The sequence below is a fragment of the Oligoflexus sp. genome (assembly GCF_035712445.1).
Lineage (GTDB): Bacteria > Bdellovibrionota_B > Oligoflexia > Oligoflexales > Oligoflexaceae > Oligoflexus.
Genome location: NZ_DASTAT010000103.1, coordinates 1 through 18582, shown reverse-complemented (window position 1 = coordinate 18582; position 18582 = coordinate 1). Strand labels below are relative to the sequence as shown.

The 18582-nt window shown below is 55.2% G+C and carries 17 protein-coding genes; 5 read left to right on the top strand and 12 right to left on the bottom strand.

Annotated features, from left to right (window positions below; all coding sequences use genetic code 11):
• Positions 1 to 2: 2 nt before the first annotated feature.
• The 7 genes from VFO10_RS22855 to VFO10_RS22825 all read right to left on the bottom strand — a co-directional run bounded on the left by VFO10_RS22855 (position 3) and on the right by VFO10_RS22825 (position 5858).
• Positions 3 to 1328 carry a Ni/Fe hydrogenase subunit alpha gene (locus VFO10_RS22855; protein ID WP_325144306.1) on the bottom strand — a complete coding sequence of 442 codons (1326 nt, stop codon included), beginning with the start codon at positions 1326 to 1328 and terminating at the stop codon, positions 3 to 5.
• A complete protein-coding gene (locus tag VFO10_RS22850; RefSeq protein ID WP_325144305.1) occupies positions 1309 to 2076 on the bottom strand; it encodes a hypothetical protein in 768 nt (255 codons plus the stop codon). Before VFO10_RS22850 ends, VFO10_RS22855 begins: the two co-directional genes overlap by 20 nt.
• Positions 2073 to 2894 carry an FAD/NAD(P)-binding protein gene (locus VFO10_RS22845; RefSeq protein WP_325144304.1) on the bottom strand — a complete coding sequence of 274 codons (822 nt, stop codon included), beginning with the start codon at positions 2892 to 2894 and terminating at the stop codon, positions 2073 to 2075. Before VFO10_RS22845 ends, VFO10_RS22850 begins: the two co-directional genes overlap by 4 nt.
• Positions 2872 to 3369 (bottom strand): cyclic nucleotide-binding domain-containing protein, encoded by a 498-nt coding sequence (locus VFO10_RS22840; protein WP_325144303.1) that lies wholly within the window; start codon positions 3367 to 3369, stop codon positions 2872 to 2874. The genes VFO10_RS22845 and VFO10_RS22840 overlap by 23 nt, the downstream gene beginning before the upstream one ends.
• Positions 3335 to 4492 (bottom strand): 4Fe-4S dicluster domain-containing protein, encoded by a 1158-nt coding sequence (locus VFO10_RS22835; protein ID WP_325144302.1) that lies wholly within the window; start codon positions 4490 to 4492, stop codon positions 3335 to 3337. The genes VFO10_RS22840 and VFO10_RS22835 overlap by 35 nt, the downstream gene beginning before the upstream one ends.
• 199 nt (positions 4493 to 4691) lie before the next feature.
• A complete protein-coding gene (locus VFO10_RS22830; RefSeq protein WP_325144301.1) occupies positions 4692 to 5531 on the bottom strand; it encodes a GNAT family N-acetyltransferase in 840 nt (279 codons plus the stop codon).
• A gap of 159 nt (positions 5532 to 5690) precedes the next feature.
• A complete protein-coding gene (locus VFO10_RS22825; protein WP_325144300.1) occupies positions 5691 to 5858 on the bottom strand; it encodes a hypothetical protein in 168 nt (55 codons plus the stop codon).
• A 231-nt stretch (positions 5859 to 6089) separates the two neighbouring features.
• Between VFO10_RS22825 and VFO10_RS22820 the strand changes: the two genes are divergently transcribed.
• Genes VFO10_RS22820 through VFO10_RS22810 form a run of 3 tightly spaced genes read left to right on the top strand, consistent with a single transcriptional unit; the run spans position 6090 to position 10955 of the window.
• Entirely contained in the window at positions 6090 to 9215 is a 3126-nt protein-coding gene (locus VFO10_RS22820) for an efflux RND transporter permease subunit (protein ID WP_325144299.1), read from the top strand.
• A complete protein-coding gene (locus tag VFO10_RS22815; RefSeq protein WP_325144298.1) occupies positions 9212 to 9664 on the top strand; it encodes a hypothetical protein in 453 nt (150 codons plus the stop codon). The genes VFO10_RS22820 and VFO10_RS22815 overlap by 4 nt, the downstream gene beginning before the upstream one ends.
• A 13-nt stretch (positions 9665 to 9677) precedes the next feature.
• Positions 9678 to 10955 (top strand): TolC family protein, encoded by a 1278-nt coding sequence (locus VFO10_RS22810; protein ID WP_325144297.1) that lies wholly within the window; start codon positions 9678 to 9680, stop codon positions 10953 to 10955.
• Here the strand turns inward: VFO10_RS22810 and VFO10_RS22805 are convergent, their stop codons facing one another.
• The 4 genes from VFO10_RS22805 to VFO10_RS22790 form a co-directional block, all read right to left on the bottom strand.
• Positions 10956 to 12344, bottom strand: coding sequence for a DUF1254 domain-containing protein (locus tag VFO10_RS22805; protein ID WP_325144296.1), 1389 nt, complete (start codon positions 12342 to 12344; stop codon positions 10956 to 10958).
• 182 nt (positions 12345 to 12526) lie between these two features.
• Positions 12527 to 13891 carry an OmpP1/FadL family transporter gene (locus VFO10_RS22800; RefSeq protein WP_325144295.1) on the bottom strand — a complete coding sequence of 455 codons (1365 nt, stop codon included), beginning with the start codon at positions 13889 to 13891 and terminating at the stop codon, positions 12527 to 12529.
• 181 nt (positions 13892 to 14072) lie between these two features.
• The gene (locus VFO10_RS22795) at positions 14073 to 15851 is read right to left on the bottom strand and encodes a CoA transferase (RefSeq protein WP_325144294.1); all 1779 of its coding nucleotides are present in this window, start codon (positions 15849 to 15851) and stop codon (positions 14073 to 14075) included.
• A 33-nt stretch (positions 15852 to 15884) separates the two neighbouring features.
• A complete protein-coding gene (locus VFO10_RS22790) occupies positions 15885 to 16316 on the bottom strand; it encodes a hypothetical protein (protein WP_325144293.1) in 432 nt (143 codons plus the stop codon).
• A 72-nt stretch (positions 16317 to 16388) separates the two neighbouring features.
• Here VFO10_RS22790 and VFO10_RS22785 point away from each other — a divergent pair, with 72 nt between their 5' ends.
• Both VFO10_RS22785 and VFO10_RS22780 read left to right on the top strand, forming a co-directional pair.
• Positions 16389 to 16877, top strand: a complete 489-nt coding sequence (locus VFO10_RS22785; RefSeq protein WP_325144292.1) for a MarR family winged helix-turn-helix transcriptional regulator — start codon at positions 16389 to 16391, stop codon at positions 16875 to 16877.
• Between the two features lie 136 nt (positions 16878 to 17013).
• Positions 17014 to 18057, top strand: coding sequence for a hypothetical protein (locus VFO10_RS22780; protein ID WP_325144291.1), 1044 nt, complete (start codon positions 17014 to 17016; stop codon positions 18055 to 18057).
• A gap of 10 nt (positions 18058 to 18067) precedes the next feature.
• On the opposite strand, the gene VFO10_RS22775 is transcribed toward VFO10_RS22780, so the two are convergent.
• Positions 18068 to 18582 (bottom strand): aminotransferase class IV (locus VFO10_RS22775; protein WP_325144290.1); only part of this gene is annotated, 515 nt, incomplete at its 5' end.

The following is an 18582-nucleotide window of genomic DNA, read 5'->3' as shown; positions in this document are numbered from 1 at the left end:
AGCTATACCCTTTCCCGCGTGAGTTTAAGAAAATGAGTGGCGCAGGAAATGCACGGATCAAAGTTGCGAACGAAACGCTCGCAGTGCGCAGCGAGTTCGTCATCGGGAAGGGACAGGTGACCTGCCACCAGAGTGCCAAGGTCTTCTTCCATCCGGCTCTGATTTTGGCTGGTCGGCGGCACGATTCGTGCGGCCAGGATCGAGCCCTCGCCATCCCATTCATAGCGATGATAAAGGAGCCCACGCGGGGCTTCTGTCGCTGCACAGCCGCTTCCGGCATGAACCTGCAGTTCCACCGACGATCTCTGGCCATCTTCGTAATCCTGTATGAGGCGCTGCGCCTCCTGACAGGCATAGATGACCTCCAGCGCGCGAATCTGAATGCTGCGATAGGGATTGTAACAGGGTAAAGGGATGCCGCTTTCCTGGGCGAGCTTTTGCACCGGGGGCGGCAGAGCTGCGAAATTCAGCAAGAAGCGGGCTATCGGCCCTGTGAGATACGAGCCATGCCCTCGCCTTCTTGCATGCAAGGCTGTCGACTGCGGGGCCTGATACTCTTCAAAATGATCTTCAAACGCGCGGGTCTCGATGCGCAGGCCACGCGAGGACGCAATATTCCCCTCGTTCATGGGATATTCCCCTGGGTTTTGCAGAGCCACGTACTCGGTATCCATTGCGAATTCTGGAAAGGTAAAGCCGGACACCCAGCTGAGTGTATCCTTGGCCGCTTCTATGCCCCAGAAGAGTTCGTCACTCAACTCCCGAAAGCTTTCCCGCGGCGGGATCTTATAGAATCCTCCGACCTTGACATTGATGGGATGAATCTCCCGGCCTCCTAACAGCGCCATGATCCGATTGCCCAGTTTTTTCAGCCTCAGACCCGTCTCCAGCCGCTGGCGCTGCGTTTTACCCAGGCTTATGGCATCGGGCAAGCCGAGGAAATCAGGGGCATGCAGAAGGTAGATATGAAGGACATGGCTTTCGATCCATTCACCGCAATAAAGAAGGCGTCGCAGCCGGCGAATCGCATCAGGCATGACGACGCCTAGCCCGCTTTCAATCGCATGCACCGCACTCATCTGATAGGCCACCGGACAAATCCCGCAGATACGGGATGTGATATCAGGAGTTTCATGGACAGCACGCCCACGGAGGAACGCCTCAAAAAAACGAGGCGGCTCGAAGATATGGAGGTCAACGTTTTTGACCCGATCGCCTTCCGTCTGAATAAGAAGCGAGCCTTCGCCTTCAACACGCGTCATGGCTCCAACCTTCACCACGCGCGTGGACGTTTTTTCTGCGGCCTGTTCAGGATCGTGAGGGTTCATGGGGCCTCCCGGAAAAAGCCGGCGCTGCCGCGTGAAACGTTCTCAAAAGACGCTGAATATCCCGTGGCGACTCGCCATGTTCGCGAAATTTGCGGCCGAGCGAGGGAACATTGGCGTTCTCTTTCGGTCCAAAACAGCCGTAACAGCCCCGCGAATAGCCTGGACACAGAGCCCCGCAGCCGGCATGGGTCACAGGTCCAAGGCAGGGCCTTCCCTCAGCGACCCAAACGCAGACCAGTCCTCGTCGTTTGCATTCGCCGCACACGCTTTCATTGCTCAACGCAGGCTTTTTGTCCAAAAGAAACGATGCGATCACTTCCAGTAGCTGACTCTTATCGATAGGGCAGCCTTGCAGCTCAAAATCGACGGGAACATAGGCGGAAATGGGACTGGATTTGGCCAGAGTCTTTATATAATCAGGCCGTGCATAAACGCAGGCTATGAATTCCTTCACATCCACAAAGTTTCGAAGCGCCTGGATGCCCCCGGAGGTGGCACACGCTCCGATCACCACCAGAAACCTCGACTGGCGTCGGACCTCCAGGATTCTTTCCACATCCGCAGGAGTCGTGATGGAACCTTCGACGAGCGAAATATCATAGGGTCCTGGACGGGCCGCACTCGACGCCTCCAGGAAGTAGGCAAATTCCAGGGATTCCGTGAGCAGGAGCAGGTCATCTTCAAGGTCGAGCAGGCTGAGCTGACAGCCGTCGCAGGAGGTGAATTTCCACACAGCCAGTCGTTTCATAGTTCCTTGACTCCCAGACATGCTGCGACCCGATCATAAGCGAGAATCGGTCCATCGCGGCAGATAAATTCAGGACCTAACTGACAATGCCCACAAAATCCCAGCGCGCATTTCATATTGCGTTCGAGAGATAAATAAATTCTCTCAGCCGGCAGACCGAGCTGCACCAAATACGCAGCGGCCGCTCGCATCATGATTTCAGGTCCGCAGAGAAGGGCGACTGTCGTTTGCTTGTCCAGAGTCACCAGATCCAGCAGCTGCGGCAAGGATCCCACATGCCCTTCCCAATCCAGATCAGCATGATCAAGGGTCAGCGCCCAATGGATCCCAGGGCTTTTCTGCCAGGTCACCAGCTCATCACGGAAAATCAAATGGTCTCTGTCGCGAGCGCCGTGAAGTACGGAACAGTCCGCAAAATCCTCGCGTCGATCACGGACCCATTCGATGACCGGACGCAAGGGTGCCAGTCCCAGACCTCCGGCCAGCAGAAGAAGATTTTTTCCGAAGGCTGTCGACAGCGGCCAGGAACTTCCAAAGGGTCCACGCACACCCACGCATGAGCCTGCCTGAGCGCCGGCAAGTGCTGCGGATATTGCACCCACGCTGCGAATCGTATGCAGAAACGAACCCGATCGCATCGAACTGATCGAGACGGGAATTTCTCCATAGCCGGGACTATAGAGCATATTGAATTGTCCAGGCTCCGCCTCAGGCCGCACGGCTTTTGACTCGGGACGCAGTTCAAGGCTGACAGTATCCTCGCTCTCCTGAATCCTGCGTTCCACAACCCAGATCTCAGGGAGCCAGGGATTTTTCATCGGCAACTCTCGCGGGCACCGTGCTTCCATAAATATCCAGCAGCTGAAGACGCGTGGCCTGCAATCGCTTTGCAATCACATGAGCCAGGCGCCGCATCATGATATAGCCTACCTCCGGGTGCTCCGAGCAAAGCTTGAGCAGGCAGTCCCCTTGAAAGGCCAAAACTCTCACGGGACTCAAAGCCCTTATATCGAAGGTCCAAAGGTGAGGTGGAAAGAGCCAGCTCCAGCCAGCCACCTGTCCTCTCCCCAAAGTTTGTATGACATGGCGACCCAGGCCAGGCCTATGGAGTTCGATGGAAAGGCGTCCATCCTCCACCGCATAAAAATAGTCCGCGCGTGAACCTTCTTCCGCTAAATAAGAATGAACAGGCCAGTCCTGCCGCTGAGCGCAGCCGCTTAAAATCTCCAGAGCATACTGCGGCAGACCCTGAAAAAATTCAAACGAGCTTATTGTGTCCGTAAGATTCTTCATGCGTAACCTTCATGCTTTTCACCTCTTCGGTCAAATCAATGCCCACCGGGCACCAGGCGATGCAGCGGCCACAGCCGACACAGCCCCAGCTCTTGAATTGATCGTGCCAGGTCGCCAACTTATGAGTCAACCATTGACGATAGCGTGATCGCGTCGTGGGGCGCACGGCTCCCCCATGAATAAAACTGAAATCGAAGTTGAAGCAGGAATCCCAGCGCAACCAGCGTTCCGTGTGCTCCCCTCTTAAATCCGTGATGTCATCAACCGTCGTACAAAAGCAGGTGGGGCAGACCATGGTGCAATTTCCGCAGCTGAGGCAGCGCCGTGCGACATCATCCCACTGTGGATGCTCCAGGTTGTCTTTCAGAAAAGTCGGCAGACCCTTGGTGGGCAGGGTTTTTTTGATCCTTTCCCTGGCCTTCCGCACCACGGTTTCTTCCTCGTCCATGGCAAGCTCATCGGCGACACGAAGATCAAGGGACTTTAAAAACTCATGACCACGCGCCGTGCCGGGTCTTGCCAGAAATTCATGCCGCTGATGGGAAAGGTATTCCGTAAGATTGATATCAAAGCCATCGGTGGCCATGGGTCCGTGCCCCATGGATGTGCAGAAGCAAAGTTCAGAAGGCTTGCGGCAGCTCGCACTGACCACGATCAGGCCCTGGCGCCGCCGGCTATAATGCGCATCGATCGCATTGCGGCCCTGAAAAACTTTATCCAACTCATGCAGTGCCTTCAGATCGCACGATCTTATTCCAAACAGGGCGACAGGCGGCTCTTCCTTTTCCTCGGCAGTGAATTGCCAATGGCCACCGACTCTGTTCCCCTCAAACAGCTTGCGCCGCGCGGGGTGAAGAATGGCCTTCAGTGATTGAGGCCCGACGCTATAGGCAAAGTAGAAGGCATTCGCCGCGGCCTTGAGCCGGTATGATCCTGGCTTCTGACTCTCTTCGAAACCAAAGGGCAGGTCTTCGAATCGTTCCAGGAATTCGAAGACGATCGCAGAATCCCGAAACCTCGGTCCCGCGATGCGGTAGCCGGCTCGCTGGATCGACTCGAACAGAGCGCGCAGGTCCTGGCTTCCTTGCATGACATACGCCTGCCTGTCCTTATCATTTTTCATCAGCTCACCTCGCAAGTGAGTGCTTATTTAGGATGGAAAAGCAATGGACATACCAAAGGCGGTTTTTTACGGCAAATGCAGCCCGTATCATGGATCTTCGTCCGTGATGAGTATACTCAGACAGAGGGAATGGAGAGATTTTTGCGCCATCTGCCACAGTTTTTGAAGCGCCTCAAGCTTGAGTCCTGTGGCATGATCTTCAGTTTCGATCCGGGCAAAGTGCCTCAAGGGTATGGACCAGCAGCACGGCATCAGGATGGATAGGCCCATAGATATGCGGGAAGAGTTCGGTACCGCCTGTTGTATTCTCGAAGCGAAGTGGCGCTTGCAGTCGAGATGCGTCCAATTCCAGCACAAGCAAATCCTTCACTTTTTGAAAATAGCGATTCGCCACTCCCAGCAATTGGGATCGCTCGGAAGCGTGAATAAAACCTTCCTGCTTAAGGGACGGATGTTCATAGATCCCTTGCCCCAGAGCTTTCCGCCACAGGGCTTGATCCGTGATATGGTAAATCCGCTTTGCCGTCGTGAGACGCTGCAGATCGTCCCAGGCGAAGGCCAGTTCTTTGAGCGTTTTTCCCCCGATATTCTCATCCGCCTCGCCGACTGCCCGTCCGCCCTGGTGCGTGTAAAAACCACAGGCAGGATTCTGTTCCAGAACCCAAACCATGAAGCTTCGAAAACCATCATCAGCGAGTTGATTCACGGACGCCTGAAATAGACGTCTGCCGAGCGCCTGACCCTGATTCTCTTTCAGGACATAGATGGCCTTGACCTCGCCGTCGTAAGGCAGCTCGCTGCGATTCCGTCCTCCCGAAATCATGCCCACGATCTTGCCTGACGGATCCTCGGCAACAAAGAGATGCTCCCGCGGGGGCTGCTGGCGGATCAGCTTGTCCCAAAATTCCTGTCGAGCCGGAATCGAAAGCCCAGCAAGATAGTCATCAGGGACCAGGCCCTGATAGGTGGAACGCCAGGTTTCCACATGAACTCTGGCGATGCCGGGAGCATCGGCAGTGGTGGCTCTGCGAATTGTCATCCAGGGCGCTTCTCCCATCGGTCCTCCTTAACAAGTTCTTACGCATGTTAATATGACTTATAGCGTCCCGCTCGTGAAGCTAGTATCGTACAGCCGTTGTTCACTCACGGTTGAGACATGAAAAACGTCCTAGGCTACATTATTGCTTTACTCCTGACTTTACCTTTTCACAGTTTGAAATATGTGAAAACGGTCATCCACGTCGCGCATCATGATCATGATCACGACCACGATTCCGAGCCGCTTCAGCAGGATCACAGCCAGAAGGGTGCTGCGCATCAGCAGGATCACAGCCATAGTCGAGACGTTTGGGGACTCTTCGCGCATCCCGCCCTGCCCCTTTCCCATGCCCTGGTGTTCCATCGGGAATCCATATTTCAACCTCCGCCTTTGATGCACGTGAAGACCCTCATCTGCGATCCCTTTTTAGCCAGCCTTCTGCGACCTCCTATTGCCTAAGCCAGGACCTTCTCATTTTTATGACAAGGACACGCTGCTGTACGGAGTATCCGTCTGCACGTATAACATTTGCTGCGTCCCAGGCTTGCGGAGAAGTTGATGCTCACTGCTATTATTCGCTATTCCTTGAATCATCGTCTGACGATTCTGGGTTTGCTCCTTGCTATCTGTGCTTATGGATTGGTGGTGGCCCAAAAGCTGCCGGTCGACGTCCTGCCCAACCTGAATCGACCCACGGTTGCCGTTTTAGCGGAAGCTCACGGCCTCGCCCCCGAAGAAGTCGAGTCGCTGGTCACCGTGCCCATCGAATCGGTTTTGAACGGAGCGCCGGGCGTTCTGAGGGTCCGATCATCCAGCGGCATCGGCATTGCCATCCTTCATGTGGAATTCGATTGGGGCACGGAAATTTTTCACAACCGTCAGCTCATTGCCGAACGGCTGCAGCTTCTCCAAGGTCGTCTGCCACCTGGCATCATCCCCGTCATGGGGCCTGTGACCTCGATCATGGGCGAAATTCAGTTCGTGGGCGTGACAGCCGCAGATGGCAGCAGCTCACCCATGGACCTCCGCTCGTATGCGGATTGGACTCTGCGTCCGCAGCTGATGACCATCCCCGGGATCAGCCAGGTCATCGTTATGGGCGGCGAGGTCAAACAGTATCAAATCCTGGTTTCAAGCCAGGCACTGCAAAAGCGGGGGATTTCGCTGGAGCAGTTCAAGGAAGCGCTTCACGAGGTGAGCGAAAATACCACAGGAGGCTTTCTTGATATCGGCGACAAGGAATTCCTGATTCGCCCTCTTGGTCGCGTGACTTCGCTCGATGATATTAAAGACTCGGTCGTGGGGATGCACTTCGGCCAGCCGGTTTTCATCCGAGACGTCGCCGAAGTCAAGCTCGGCGCGCGATTGAAACGCGGCGAGGGCAGCATCAACGGCAAGCATTCCGTTATCCTCACGATTCAAAAACAGCCCAATGCCAGTACCATTGACTTGACCGCCCAGATCGACAAAAAGCTGGATGAGCTGACCCCATCCATTCCCAACGGCATCAGGATCGAGAAAAACCTCTTCCGCCAGGCGCACTTCATCGAAACCGCCATCGACAATGTGAAAGAAGCCCTGAGGGATGGGATCATCATGGTCGCCGTCATTCTCTTCCTTTTTCTACTGAATATCCGCACCACGGCGATCACCCTGGTGGCCATTCCCGTATCCTTGATCACGACCGCGATCGTATTCCATCTCGTGGGACTTGGCGTCAACACCATGACTCTGGGTGGATTGGCCGTCGCCATAGGTGAACTGGTGGATGACGCCATCGTCGATGTCGAGAACGTCTTCCGCAGGCTCCGCGAGAATAAACTCTCGGCGTCACCTCAAAATCCCCTACAGGTCATCTACGCCGCCTCATCCGAAGTCCGAAATTCCATTGTGATTTCGACCGTCATCGTCTGTCTCGTTTTCCTGCCTCTCTTCGCCCTCGGCGGCATTGAAGGCCGGCTCTTCGTTCCGCTGGGAATCGCCTACATCATTTCCATCCTGGCTTCCTTGGTAATTTCTTTGACCATCACTCCCGTGCTCTGCTCCTATTTCCTGCCTCAGTCCAAAGCTATTGCCCATGGCGAAGATGGATTCTTTGTTCGCATGCTGAAGCAGATCGCGCGTCGGATTGTGACCTTCACTATGCCGAGACCCTGGTTGGTCTTCGGAGTCTCCATCGGTCTACTCGTCTTCGCTTTGAGCCTGATACCCAAAATGGGCCGCAACTTTCTGCCCAATTTCAACGAAGGCACAGCCACGATCGGCGTCGCAGGCGCTCCTGGCATTTCTCTTGCGGCCTCGGATAAACTCGGCATCAAAGTCGAGGAAGCCATCCTCTCGGTGCCCGAGGTGGCGTCCACGGTCAGGCGCACGGGACGGGCCGAGATGGATGAGCATGCCGAAGGCGTCCATTGGCACGAGATCGATGTGGATTTCAAGGAAGGAGGAAGACCCAGGCCGATCGTATTAAAAGAAATACGAGAGAAAATCGAAGCGACGGGAGACGTCTATGTAAACCTCGGCCAACCCATCGGCCATCGCCTGGATCATCTGCTGTCCGGTGTGCGGGCCCAGATCGCGGTGAAGATTTTCGGGCCGGAGTTAAGTGAGCTGCGGCGGCTCGCCGGCGAAACTTATGGTCTCTTGGAGAAAATCCCGGGCGTCGTTGATCTTCAGGTCGAGCCCCTCGTTCTGATACCACAACTGAAGATCGCCGTGGATCGGGACGAGGCGGGAAAGGTCGGCATCAAATCAGGAGCCCTGGCCGAAGATCTGGAAATCGCCTTGAATGGCGAATCCGCCGGACAATTTATTGAAGGCCAGAGAATCCATGATATCTTCATGCGCTTGGATGATGAATCGCGGGCCAGTCCCGAGAGTATCGGTTCGACACTCATTAAAGTCCTTCCCAGTGGCCAGGGCGTGACGCTTGCGGATGTCTCGCGAATCTATCAGGGCAGCGGTCCGAACATGATCAACCGCGAGGACATGCAAAGGCGCATCGTGGTTTCCGCCAACACCCAGGGCCGGGACTTGGGCACAACGGTCCAGGATATACAGAAAAAGCTCAGTGAATTGACGCTTCCTGCCGGCTATTTCATCAAGCTAGGCGGGCAGTTTGAAAGTCAGCAGCAGGCTTCGCAAAGGATACTCGTGCTAGGGCTTCTGTCGCTTCTGGGAATCTTTACCGTTCTTTACCTGCATTTCCGTTCATGGATCCTGAGCATTCAGGTGATGCTGAACATTCCCCTGGCTCTGATCGGCAGCGTTCTGGCCATCTATATGACCGAAAGAGTCCTCTCCGTCGCCACGCTGATCGCCTTTATTACCCTCTGCGGCATTGCCTCACGCAATGGAATCCTGATGGTGAGCCACTACCTTCATCTCATGAAAGAAGAGGGCGAAACCTTTGGCAAAGACATGATCCTGCGCGGCACCCTGGAAAGACTGGTGCCCGTGCTCATGACCGCATCGACCGCCGCCCTGGCCCTCATTCCCCTGCTGCTCGCGGCCGGCGAGCCAGGCAAGGAAATTCTTCACCCGGTCGCGGTGGTGATCGTCGGCGGACTCGTGTCCTCGACCTTCCTGGATCTGATCGTGACTCCGACGGCCTTTTACCTCTTCGGTCAGAAGGCTTCTGAGCAATATCTTCGCTTTCAAGCGAATCAAGGAGAACTTTTATGAAATTGAGTGCACTGCTCCTGGCTATCTCGTTCGCCTCCAGCATCCCAGCCCTGGCTCATGATGAAGGCCATGGCCCCAAACTCTCGGATACGGGGAAATTCGGTGGACTGGTTTCCGCGGTCGTCGCGAAAAAGGATGCAAAGCTTGGGCCCAAGGCGCAGCTTATGAACAAGGCCGAGCTGGTGCGCTCGCCGGACGGCAAGCTTCAGGTCTATGTCTATGACGCCGAGATGAAACCCGTCGATGCCAGCGCCTGGGACAAGACGGCGAAGGTGACGATGGCCACGGAGAAAAAGGGCAAGTGGCAGTCCAAGGACTTTACCATCACCTATGATGGCAAAGCTTTCTCCGGTCAGATGCCTGCGCCCATCGGCAAGCCTTTCAACCTTGATTTTGTTTTCAAAGCGAAGGACAAGGAACTCCTGTCCGCCTTCGACAATCTCGACTAAAAAGGATCCTTCAATGAAGTCATGGGCATCACTCCTCACCCTCCTGCTCCTGCCAACGAACCTGCTGGCGCGCGAAACTGTGCTTGTGAAGTACGATGAACTGCCTCAACGGGTTCAAAAGAATAGCAAGGAAGTGAAGGCGGCTGAGTTTCTGAAAGAAGCATCGGCCGCAAGGCAAGGCTATCAGGCGCGCGCACGATACCCAAAGCTGGATCTTGAATCCGGCCTGCGCGGTGTGCGTGAGGTCGACGGCAGTGGAGAGAGCGCCCCCTTTTTCAAAGTGGAAGGGAGCGTCAACCTTTATCGCGGGAACCGTGATGCCCTGAAAGACACGCTTCAGGACAAAGAAACAGCCATCCGCAGCGAAGAGGCTCAGCTGGTTTTCAGAAACCAACTGGGCCTCGCCCGTGAAATCTTTGTGAAGCTTGCATCGGTTCGGGAGCTTAAGAACGCATGGACCGAAGCTGTCCAGGTGGCTTCGGCCAAGAAAAAATCATCCCGCGTTAAAGTGAACGCAGGTCTGACCACCAATACGGATCTTTTGGAATTCGAGCTTCACGAAGCAGCCTTGAAACGAGAAAAACGCAATCTTGACAAGGAGGAGCACGAGCTGAGCAACAAACTCCGCATCCTCCTCGGGTTGCCCGAGGACGCGAACATCTCCCTCGACCGGGCCTTTGCCCATCCACCCGAACCCAAGGAAGGGGACTATAAGCTGGCTGCCGGGACTCATCCGGCCGTTCGCAAACTTTCCCTGCAGGCGGAGCAGGCCCAGATGATCGCCGGTTCCTCCGTCACACAATGGACCCCGGACGTGAACCTTTTTGCCAGCTATGAGGAATTTCTGCAGGGAACGCAGGAGGAACCCGGTTCTTTGCCGAAAAGGGATTTTGCCGCCGGCATCCGTCTCAGCATTCCCCTTGGTGATAACTTGAGCGTTCAGAACGAAGCCTCAGCGAAAAGACTGGAAGCTTCGGCTTACGAACTTCAAAAACAGCATAGCACCCAACAGATCGAGGCCGTCTATCATGAGCACCTTCATGATATGAAAGTGCTGCATGATCTGATCCATGATTCTGACGAGCAGCTTCAGAAAGCCCGAAAATACCTGAAACAGACGAGCGAGGAGTATGAACGCGGCGTCAGGAGCGGAGCGGATGTGCTGGAAGCCAGCCGGACTCTTTACCGGACTCAGGTCGAAAACATTCAGCTCGTGTTTGATTACTACCTTGCCGAGCTTGCGTTACGACGCTTGACTTCGAATGAGCAGCACACCGCCCCTGCATCCTGATCAGCGGATAGCGGGAGGATTCCAGCTCCCATCGAGCACGCTGGCCCGCGGTGCATAGAGCCGCATGGTCACACCCATGCCTCCTTCCGGTGCGGGCAGCCAGTTGGATTCCTTATCGGGACCCGGATTTTCATGCTGAATGTAAAGATCAAGGGAACCATCCGGGTTATACTTCAGGGGATCCCGATCACCGAGCGCATAACGATTCAGAGGATTAGGGACCGGAAATCCTTGCACATCATACATGGTCACAGACCAGAAGGCATCGACCGGTGGCAGCTCATCCTTGTCGAAGTGCAGCACATAATTCTTTGCGCCGGTCAGCGGCTCATTATAGGCATCGGTAAAGGCCAGGGGATAGACGGCATCCTCGGGAAGGTTGGCCCCAAGTCCTGCCAAGGTGATATAGGCGCGCTTCAGATAATCATTGCCGTAAACCCCCATGGTCCCGCGATCGATCTGCCAGCCATTGACTCTCTCTCCGAGGCGTCCCGCCTGGCTTTCGATTTTTTTCAGGCCATCGGCGGCACCAGCTTCCAGGGCTTTCTGAATCAGGGCATTTTGAACTTTCAAACTCTGCCCAGGGACGAGGCCCAATTTTTCCAAGCGGAAGAGCAGACTCTGATCGGTGATATGTGGCTTATGCAGCTTCATGAGTTCCGCCGCATAGCGGAAATAATCCAAAGCCGGCATCCGATTCACCTGTTCCAGCGGCGGAGTCGCCATGTCCACAGTGGGATCAGGGGCGACGTTGGAGGTCGGCTCCTGGGCCGCGGAATCCAAAGCTCTGACCGTGAAACCGTTCTGCACATCATTCACATTCGCGAAGTCCTGGACTCCGTTCGTCTGGGTCCGGCCAATGATCCAAACATAGGGCGTCGGCGCTTCGATTTTCTCTGCACCTGCAGGCAGCTGCCCCTTCCATCCCTGAGGAACGACCACATACTGAGCCGCCTTTGTCCCAGTCGTCCGTTTGCCAGGAACGGCAAAGACGTCCGTCCACATATCCATCATCGGCAGAAGATAATAACGGCCCTGAGTATCCGGTGTGTCGATCACCAGGGGGCCTTGAGTCAGATCCAGCCAGGCCACGGAATAAAGGGTATCAAAGTTGGGGCGCACGACATCTTTCATGTCAGCGGATGGAAAGGTCCGAATATGATGAAAGCTATTCATGGGTCCACGTCCTAACCCATCATCCGTCGCCGTATTGGTCATGACCTTGCGCGTCACATCCATGGTCACCAGCGGATAAACATAGATGTAGGCTTCGGTCGCGATGTCCCGCAGTTCCTGCTCCGCCGCTGCATCACGAGCCGGCGATCGGGCCTCGGCCCATGGCGCAAGGCAGGTTGCGAGAAGAAACATCCCTAGTTGAATGTATTTCATAAAGTCTCCTTTTAGGAATCGGAGCGTGGATGCTCAAACGAACCACTTTAGGAGTCTATTTACATCTTTGGCAGGATTTGCAAAATCGGGCATCGTACCAGCGGAATCTTCTCCTGGAGAAAACCCGCTGGCAACGGATGACTCACGCATTTGAATGCGGGCCGGGGATGGGAAGCCGGAGTTTAGAACTTACGGCCGGTCTGCAGCATGAGAAGCTTGATATTCCGCTCGTATTCACCGCTCAAATTACCGCGAATTTGATTTTCGGCATAAGCGCTGGCTTTCAGATCCAGTGGCGCCGACTTATACTGGTAATAGTTAAATCCAGCATCAAAATAGTATCCGCTCATGCTTTGATAGCCATAGCCAAGGGCATAGACCGTGCGATCCGAACCCGGGCTCCGTGGGTTTCTCAGACCGTCTTCAATCGGCTCGCTTTCATAAGCAAAACCGGCCCGCAGTTTCTGTCCCGCGACAAAAGCATAATCGGCGCCGACTGCTGCGTAGACGGAGTCCTTCCAACCCAGGAGAGTTTTGGTGCTCTGCCCTTCGCCGTACTTGATTTCCAGCTTTTCCATGCTATCCCAGTCGGTATAGGTCGCATTCCCGTATACAGTCAGCTGGGAAAGGGCGCGGTAGCTTAATCCCGCCACATAAATCGCCGGCGTGCTCATGCTCAGCGAGGCATCCGCGGAACGGAATTGCGCTTCACGACTGGCAACCTGGGTCAGGGTCAGCTGCGAGGCCACGTTTTCCGCCGCGAACGTCATATCACCTTCCACCTTATGCTTCACGGGGCTTCGGTAACTGAGGCCCAGCTCAAGCGCGGAAGTGATATCATAAGTCAGACCAAGCACAAAACCTGCGCTATCGCCCTGGCCTTTGAACTCGGCGATGATATCCCGGTTGCCAACCAGAGTCGGATCACCGGCAGCTCCCGCCAGACGCTGCGCGCGATAGATCACGCTCCCCAGATCCACAGCCTGGGCCAGAAGGCCATTGGCCCGCTGAAGCTGAACACCGCCGCCCAGAGTCAGACCTGGCAGGACTTGATAAGAGGTCAAAAGACCGAGGTTGATGCCGGTCAATTCAGTTTCTGTCGCATAATAGCGGCCAACCCAATCCGAGGCATACTTCGAGGCACTGCCCCAGGCTGCATTCATGCTCAGACCCACGTGCCAGTCCTGATTAAGGCGCGTCGCAGCATAGAACGTCGGCATGATCTTCGATTCCATGATATCCGACTGTTCGGTTTTCAGGCTGCTTTGATTCGCGTAAGGTGTGCCGGCTGCCGTTGATGATGATCCATTCTTGAATTCCAGGACAGGAGACATGAAAACGAGAGATGCTGCGACCTCGGAGCCTTCCACCTTTTCCAAAAGGGCCGGATTGGTGAAGAGAGTCGAGATATCGTCCTGTCCCACGCCGTCCGCGGCAAAGGCCGTACCCATGCTGCTGGCGCTTTGCTGTTTCACAGCGAAACCTGCGGCCTGAACCGTCTGCATCTTGGCCATCAGGGTCAGACCGATCACAGAAACTTTTCTCATGGTTTTCATCTTCATGCGTGCTGTCCACCTTTGCATAAGCTCGTCCAATCTTAAAACTCTTGAAGCATAGATCAGGTAAGGGTTTTGGAGACTGCTTGATACCCGTCTTTGCGCCAGAACGAAAGAGAAAAGCACGCGTCCGCGAGAAACTTTGCAAAGATCCCGCAGTCATCAATGGGACTCATGGATGCCCATCAGTTCCAATTGTGTTCAAAGCAGGCCGAGGGATATAAGCCAGGGCTTCGGCAGGGACCGGGATCGCAGCCTCATCGGTGATGTCCGCGGCTGCGGGTTCAAGCCAACCCCACTGTCCATCCACACAGGGACGAGAGGTGGCAGCGTCTGCATCAAAGGGTGTGACGACAGCGCCCGCGGGAAACGCCAGGTTTCCAAGGGCTGTTCCTGCGACAAAGTGCAGGTAAGGTGGAACGGTCTGATTCCTTGTCCCAGATAAAGATTGAGGAACGGAAAGTTCCGCAAAACGATCGCTGCATGCATGGAGCCACATGGCGACACGGGTCAGCGAAACGTCCACGACATAGCCCGATCCTTCGGTCATCGTTTTATAAAGGGCCTGGAGGATCCCGAGTGTCAGGACAAAACCGGGAATATAATCGAGCGGCACTCCATTCAGATTCCGCGGTTTCGCGGCCGATCCATTGCGAAGGCTCAGGCCCGTAATATCTTCGGCCAAAGGCGCCCAACCGGGACGGCTTCGCCAAACAGTGTCGCTGAAGCAGTATAGAGATCCAAGTATGAGCCGCGGATTCAACTGAAACATGGCCGCTTCCGTCAAACCGAAGCGTTCCAGCGCGCCCTGCTGATAGGAACAGATGACTATATCCGCTTCGCGAATCAGGGTGCGGAGGTAAGCGCGCTCATCCTCGTGATTCAAATCGAGGTGGCAAACCCGCTTTCCCGCCCATCCATCCAGCTCCAGAAACGACTGGACCTGATCGCGCAGCTGACCGCGCCGGATCAAAAGCACATCCGCACCGTATTCCGCTAAAAGACGGGTGCACGCGGGACCGGCGATAATGTGCGTGAGGTCGAGCACCTTGATTCCAGCCAAAGGACCCTGGCCGGGGGCAGGAGCTGAAAACTTTTTCGGCGGCTGGGAATGCGCGCGGGCTTCCATCTTGATCAAGGGCATTTTTCCGACCGCTTTGCCGACGGGCGAGGCTTCCCACTCGGCCCTTGTTCTTAGTATGGATGCGCAGGCGCCACTGGCAAAGCTGAGTTCTTCAAGATCAGCCGCATCATGCCTCGCAACTGTTTTTTCAATCAGCCTGCGATCCTCTTTCACCGACTGCATGGTGAATTGATCGTGCGATTGAGGCAGACGCAGAGCGCCCACTATTTTTCTTTTTTGTTCAGGATAATAGCAATGAAAGGAAAAAAAGCGCCCATCGCGGGTCTTATATTTCTGGCGTGACCCATTGAAGGCATTGTTCACTTCGAGGCAGGAGCGAAAGCGCTGCAAAGAAAAGGCAGGCTCGAAGCTGGACGCAAAATAGAGCCGCAGCGCCTGCAGCCCAGCCAGCACCACATTCCCACGAACGATTTGATCCGGCCCCGGCTTTTGCTGACGCAGGTGGCCGATTTCGGTGGCCATGACACCAGATGCGGTCAGCACAGCAGCCGCGGCCGGTGTTTGAAGCACGGTCTCGCGCTTGAAGAGTTTGATCACTCCCATAAGCCTGACAACAGTTAAAAGCGCGCGGTAGCGAGGAAAGGGATTCTGCTGAAAACAGCCGAGCAGCAGCTGACGGACATGCCCCGGAGGTGCCACGAACTCAACGCGGCTGTGAGACGCGATCGACTGCCCCTGCATCAGATCATCAAAGCAGGCCTGGCTTTGCACGACCTTTCTCTGCAGCTCACGCTGAATGCGGCACCAGGCAAAAAAAAGCGCAAGGCCGGCACACAGCAAAACACTGAAGAGAAGGGTCAGGATCATAGGGCTTGCCTCCAGGAAAATCTTCCAGTGTCCTTAAGCGGAACGAGCCTTGGCCTTCTGCTTCAGCCAGGTCCAGCCTCCGGTCGACCACAGCGCCCAGGCGACAAGAACAGGCTGGAAGAAAAGCCGAATCAAACGCGCGCGGTCGGTATCGAGGCGAAAGGCACTGATGCCATTCACATACTGCGAGATGTTCCCGGGAAAAATCGCGATAAAGAACAGACCCGTTACGACCCCAATCACAGCGCCCCGGGTCCTCTGAAGGAAGAGAAGCCCAAGCCCAAGGCTGATTTCAACCCAACCCGATAGCAGAACGACAAGGTCGGCGTCCAGCGGTAACCAGGGTGGTACCTGGGCCAGAAATTCCGTCCGACGCCAGGTCAGGTGGGCGACACCAGCCATAAATAGAAATAACCCCAAAAGAATCTTGAAGACTTTCTGAGTCAAACTCACTCGAACTTCCATTGCGTGTGACCTCCATTGCGGATGCTAGAGACTCAATACTTTGCATACAAACTATTGAAGGCTTCTTATATCTTGCTTTCGTTTTGTATGCAAAGTAAATTCGGCAGCATGAGCGATGAGTTTCTTAAACTTCAGAATCAAATTTGCTATCGGCTGTACCTGGCCTCGAATGGCATGATGCGCCTGTATAAACCGCTGCTTAGCCCCTTGGGCCTCACCTATCCCCAATACATTCTTATGCTGAGCCTTTGGGAGCAGGATCATGTGACCATGGGGCAGCTTGCGACTGCGACGTCCATGGACAAGGGTTTTTTAAGTACTTTGGTGAAGAGCCTTCAGGGCAAAGGGCATATTCAGGTGACCAGTGACTCGCAGGACAGCCGCAAGAAAATCATAGCCCTCAGCAAAAGGGGCCAGAAGCTGAAAGACAAGGCGCAGGATATCCCAAGGACTCTCCTCTGCATGCTCGGTGGGGATCAGGGGCGGCCTGACGAGATCGCGCGGCTGAAGGCGATGCTGGATGAATTGAATCGCACGATCGCCGGGCTTGAAGAAAGCTAGTCCAGCCGGCCGATGAAGGCCTCGCCTGGAACCTCGCCGAGCCGCGATACAAAAATTATTGGTGCTTCCGCCTGGGTTTTTCCCTAGGATTATTCCTGAGAAATAATTCGCAAGCGCAACGACCCAGCGAGGCACCATGCATAAAGACCAGGTCCTGCATTTGAAGTCCATTATGCAAAGCCCCCGGCTCACCTTTGATACCGACGATTCCCGGATATTGGGGCGTCTTGGCGAACTGCTCCTTCTCCGCAAACGCGGGGAAATCAAGGATTTTGCGCGCACGGCCTTCAGTATTTTCACCCAACACCCCCGCTTCGCAGCCCTGGCTCGCATCTGTCTTGTCCTGCGCCAGGGCCTTGCGAATCAACTTTTTGCGATCAGTGTCGAACACAAGGGCCAGAGCCCCAACACGATGGAAGTTGGTTATTCATGCTATGTGGATGCCAATGGTTCTTTATTCAGACTGGGAATGACGGATGTTCGGACATTTGGAAGTGCCGAGAGAGTTGTCGAGAGCTATCGTATAAGGGGCGTGCCGACGCAAAGATCCATAGGACGCATTCATGCGATGGGTCTGGAGTCAGGTTTTTGCCTGCCGCTCTTCGGCCATGAGCATAACATCGGATTTCTCTTTATGAATGGCGTGACGGGCGATCTCTTTTCCCTGGACGACTCGCCGGACGCGATCATCTACAGCTATTTTGGAACGATATGCACGCTGATCCTTCAGGATGCCGCCTCGCTTTCCAAGGAATATTATGGATTGGGCCTGCGCAATCGCACAAGCTATCAAGGGGCGCTCCTGACCGGCGAAGCGCTGAAGGCAACACTGGAAACGCATCTTTCCGATCTGGATCACGGCTGTGAAATTCAGACGACAGTCGCGCCCCCGCCGACACTTTGCAGTCTCGGCAATATCGCGAATATCATCAGTCGCACGTTGAAACTTTACGCCTGCACCAAGGCTTCTCTTCATGTCGCGCGGGATCAGGACCAACTGCACTGGCGCGTGGTCTGCGAGGGTCAGCACCCTTTCACGGATAAATTCGCCGCTGCGGAAAGCCTTTGGTCCGATTGCGCAGCCCTGCAGCTGAAGCTCGTTGCCCAGGACAGATCGTTGACGTTCCAGACCCCCTTCGAGCCTGTGAAAACCGAATGGGGCATCTCTTACAGCACATGAAAAAAGCGGATCAAGCGAGATCTTCGAGACGGCGCATCCAGCCGAAGTCGTCCGGGACCGATCCCCACTGCATGCCCTGAATCGTGTTCAAAAGCCAGCTGCTCACCGAACCGATGTCATCACCGATCGTCAGGGATTGGCCTTCACTCCGAATCTCACCCACGGGCGAGATCACCGCCGCCGTGCCTGTACCGAAGATTTCCTGCAGCTCGCCCCTCGCGTGACGCTCCCGGACTTCAGTTATGGTGAGGCGGCGTTCGCTGATTCGGAGGCGTGAGAAATTCTTGTGCGAACGGAGGATCTGCAATACGGAATCCCGCATGCCGCCAGCCAGGATGCTTCCATTCAAGGCAGGGGTCACGATCTCATCCTTGAAGACGAAAAAGACATTCATCGTTCCGACTTCTTCGATGCCTTCATGCTGCGTATCAAGCCAGAGGACCTGGGAACAGCCCTTGGCCTTGGCCTGCACGGATGCGCGCAGGCTTGCGGCATAGTTCGCTCCAGCCTTAACAGCACCCAGTC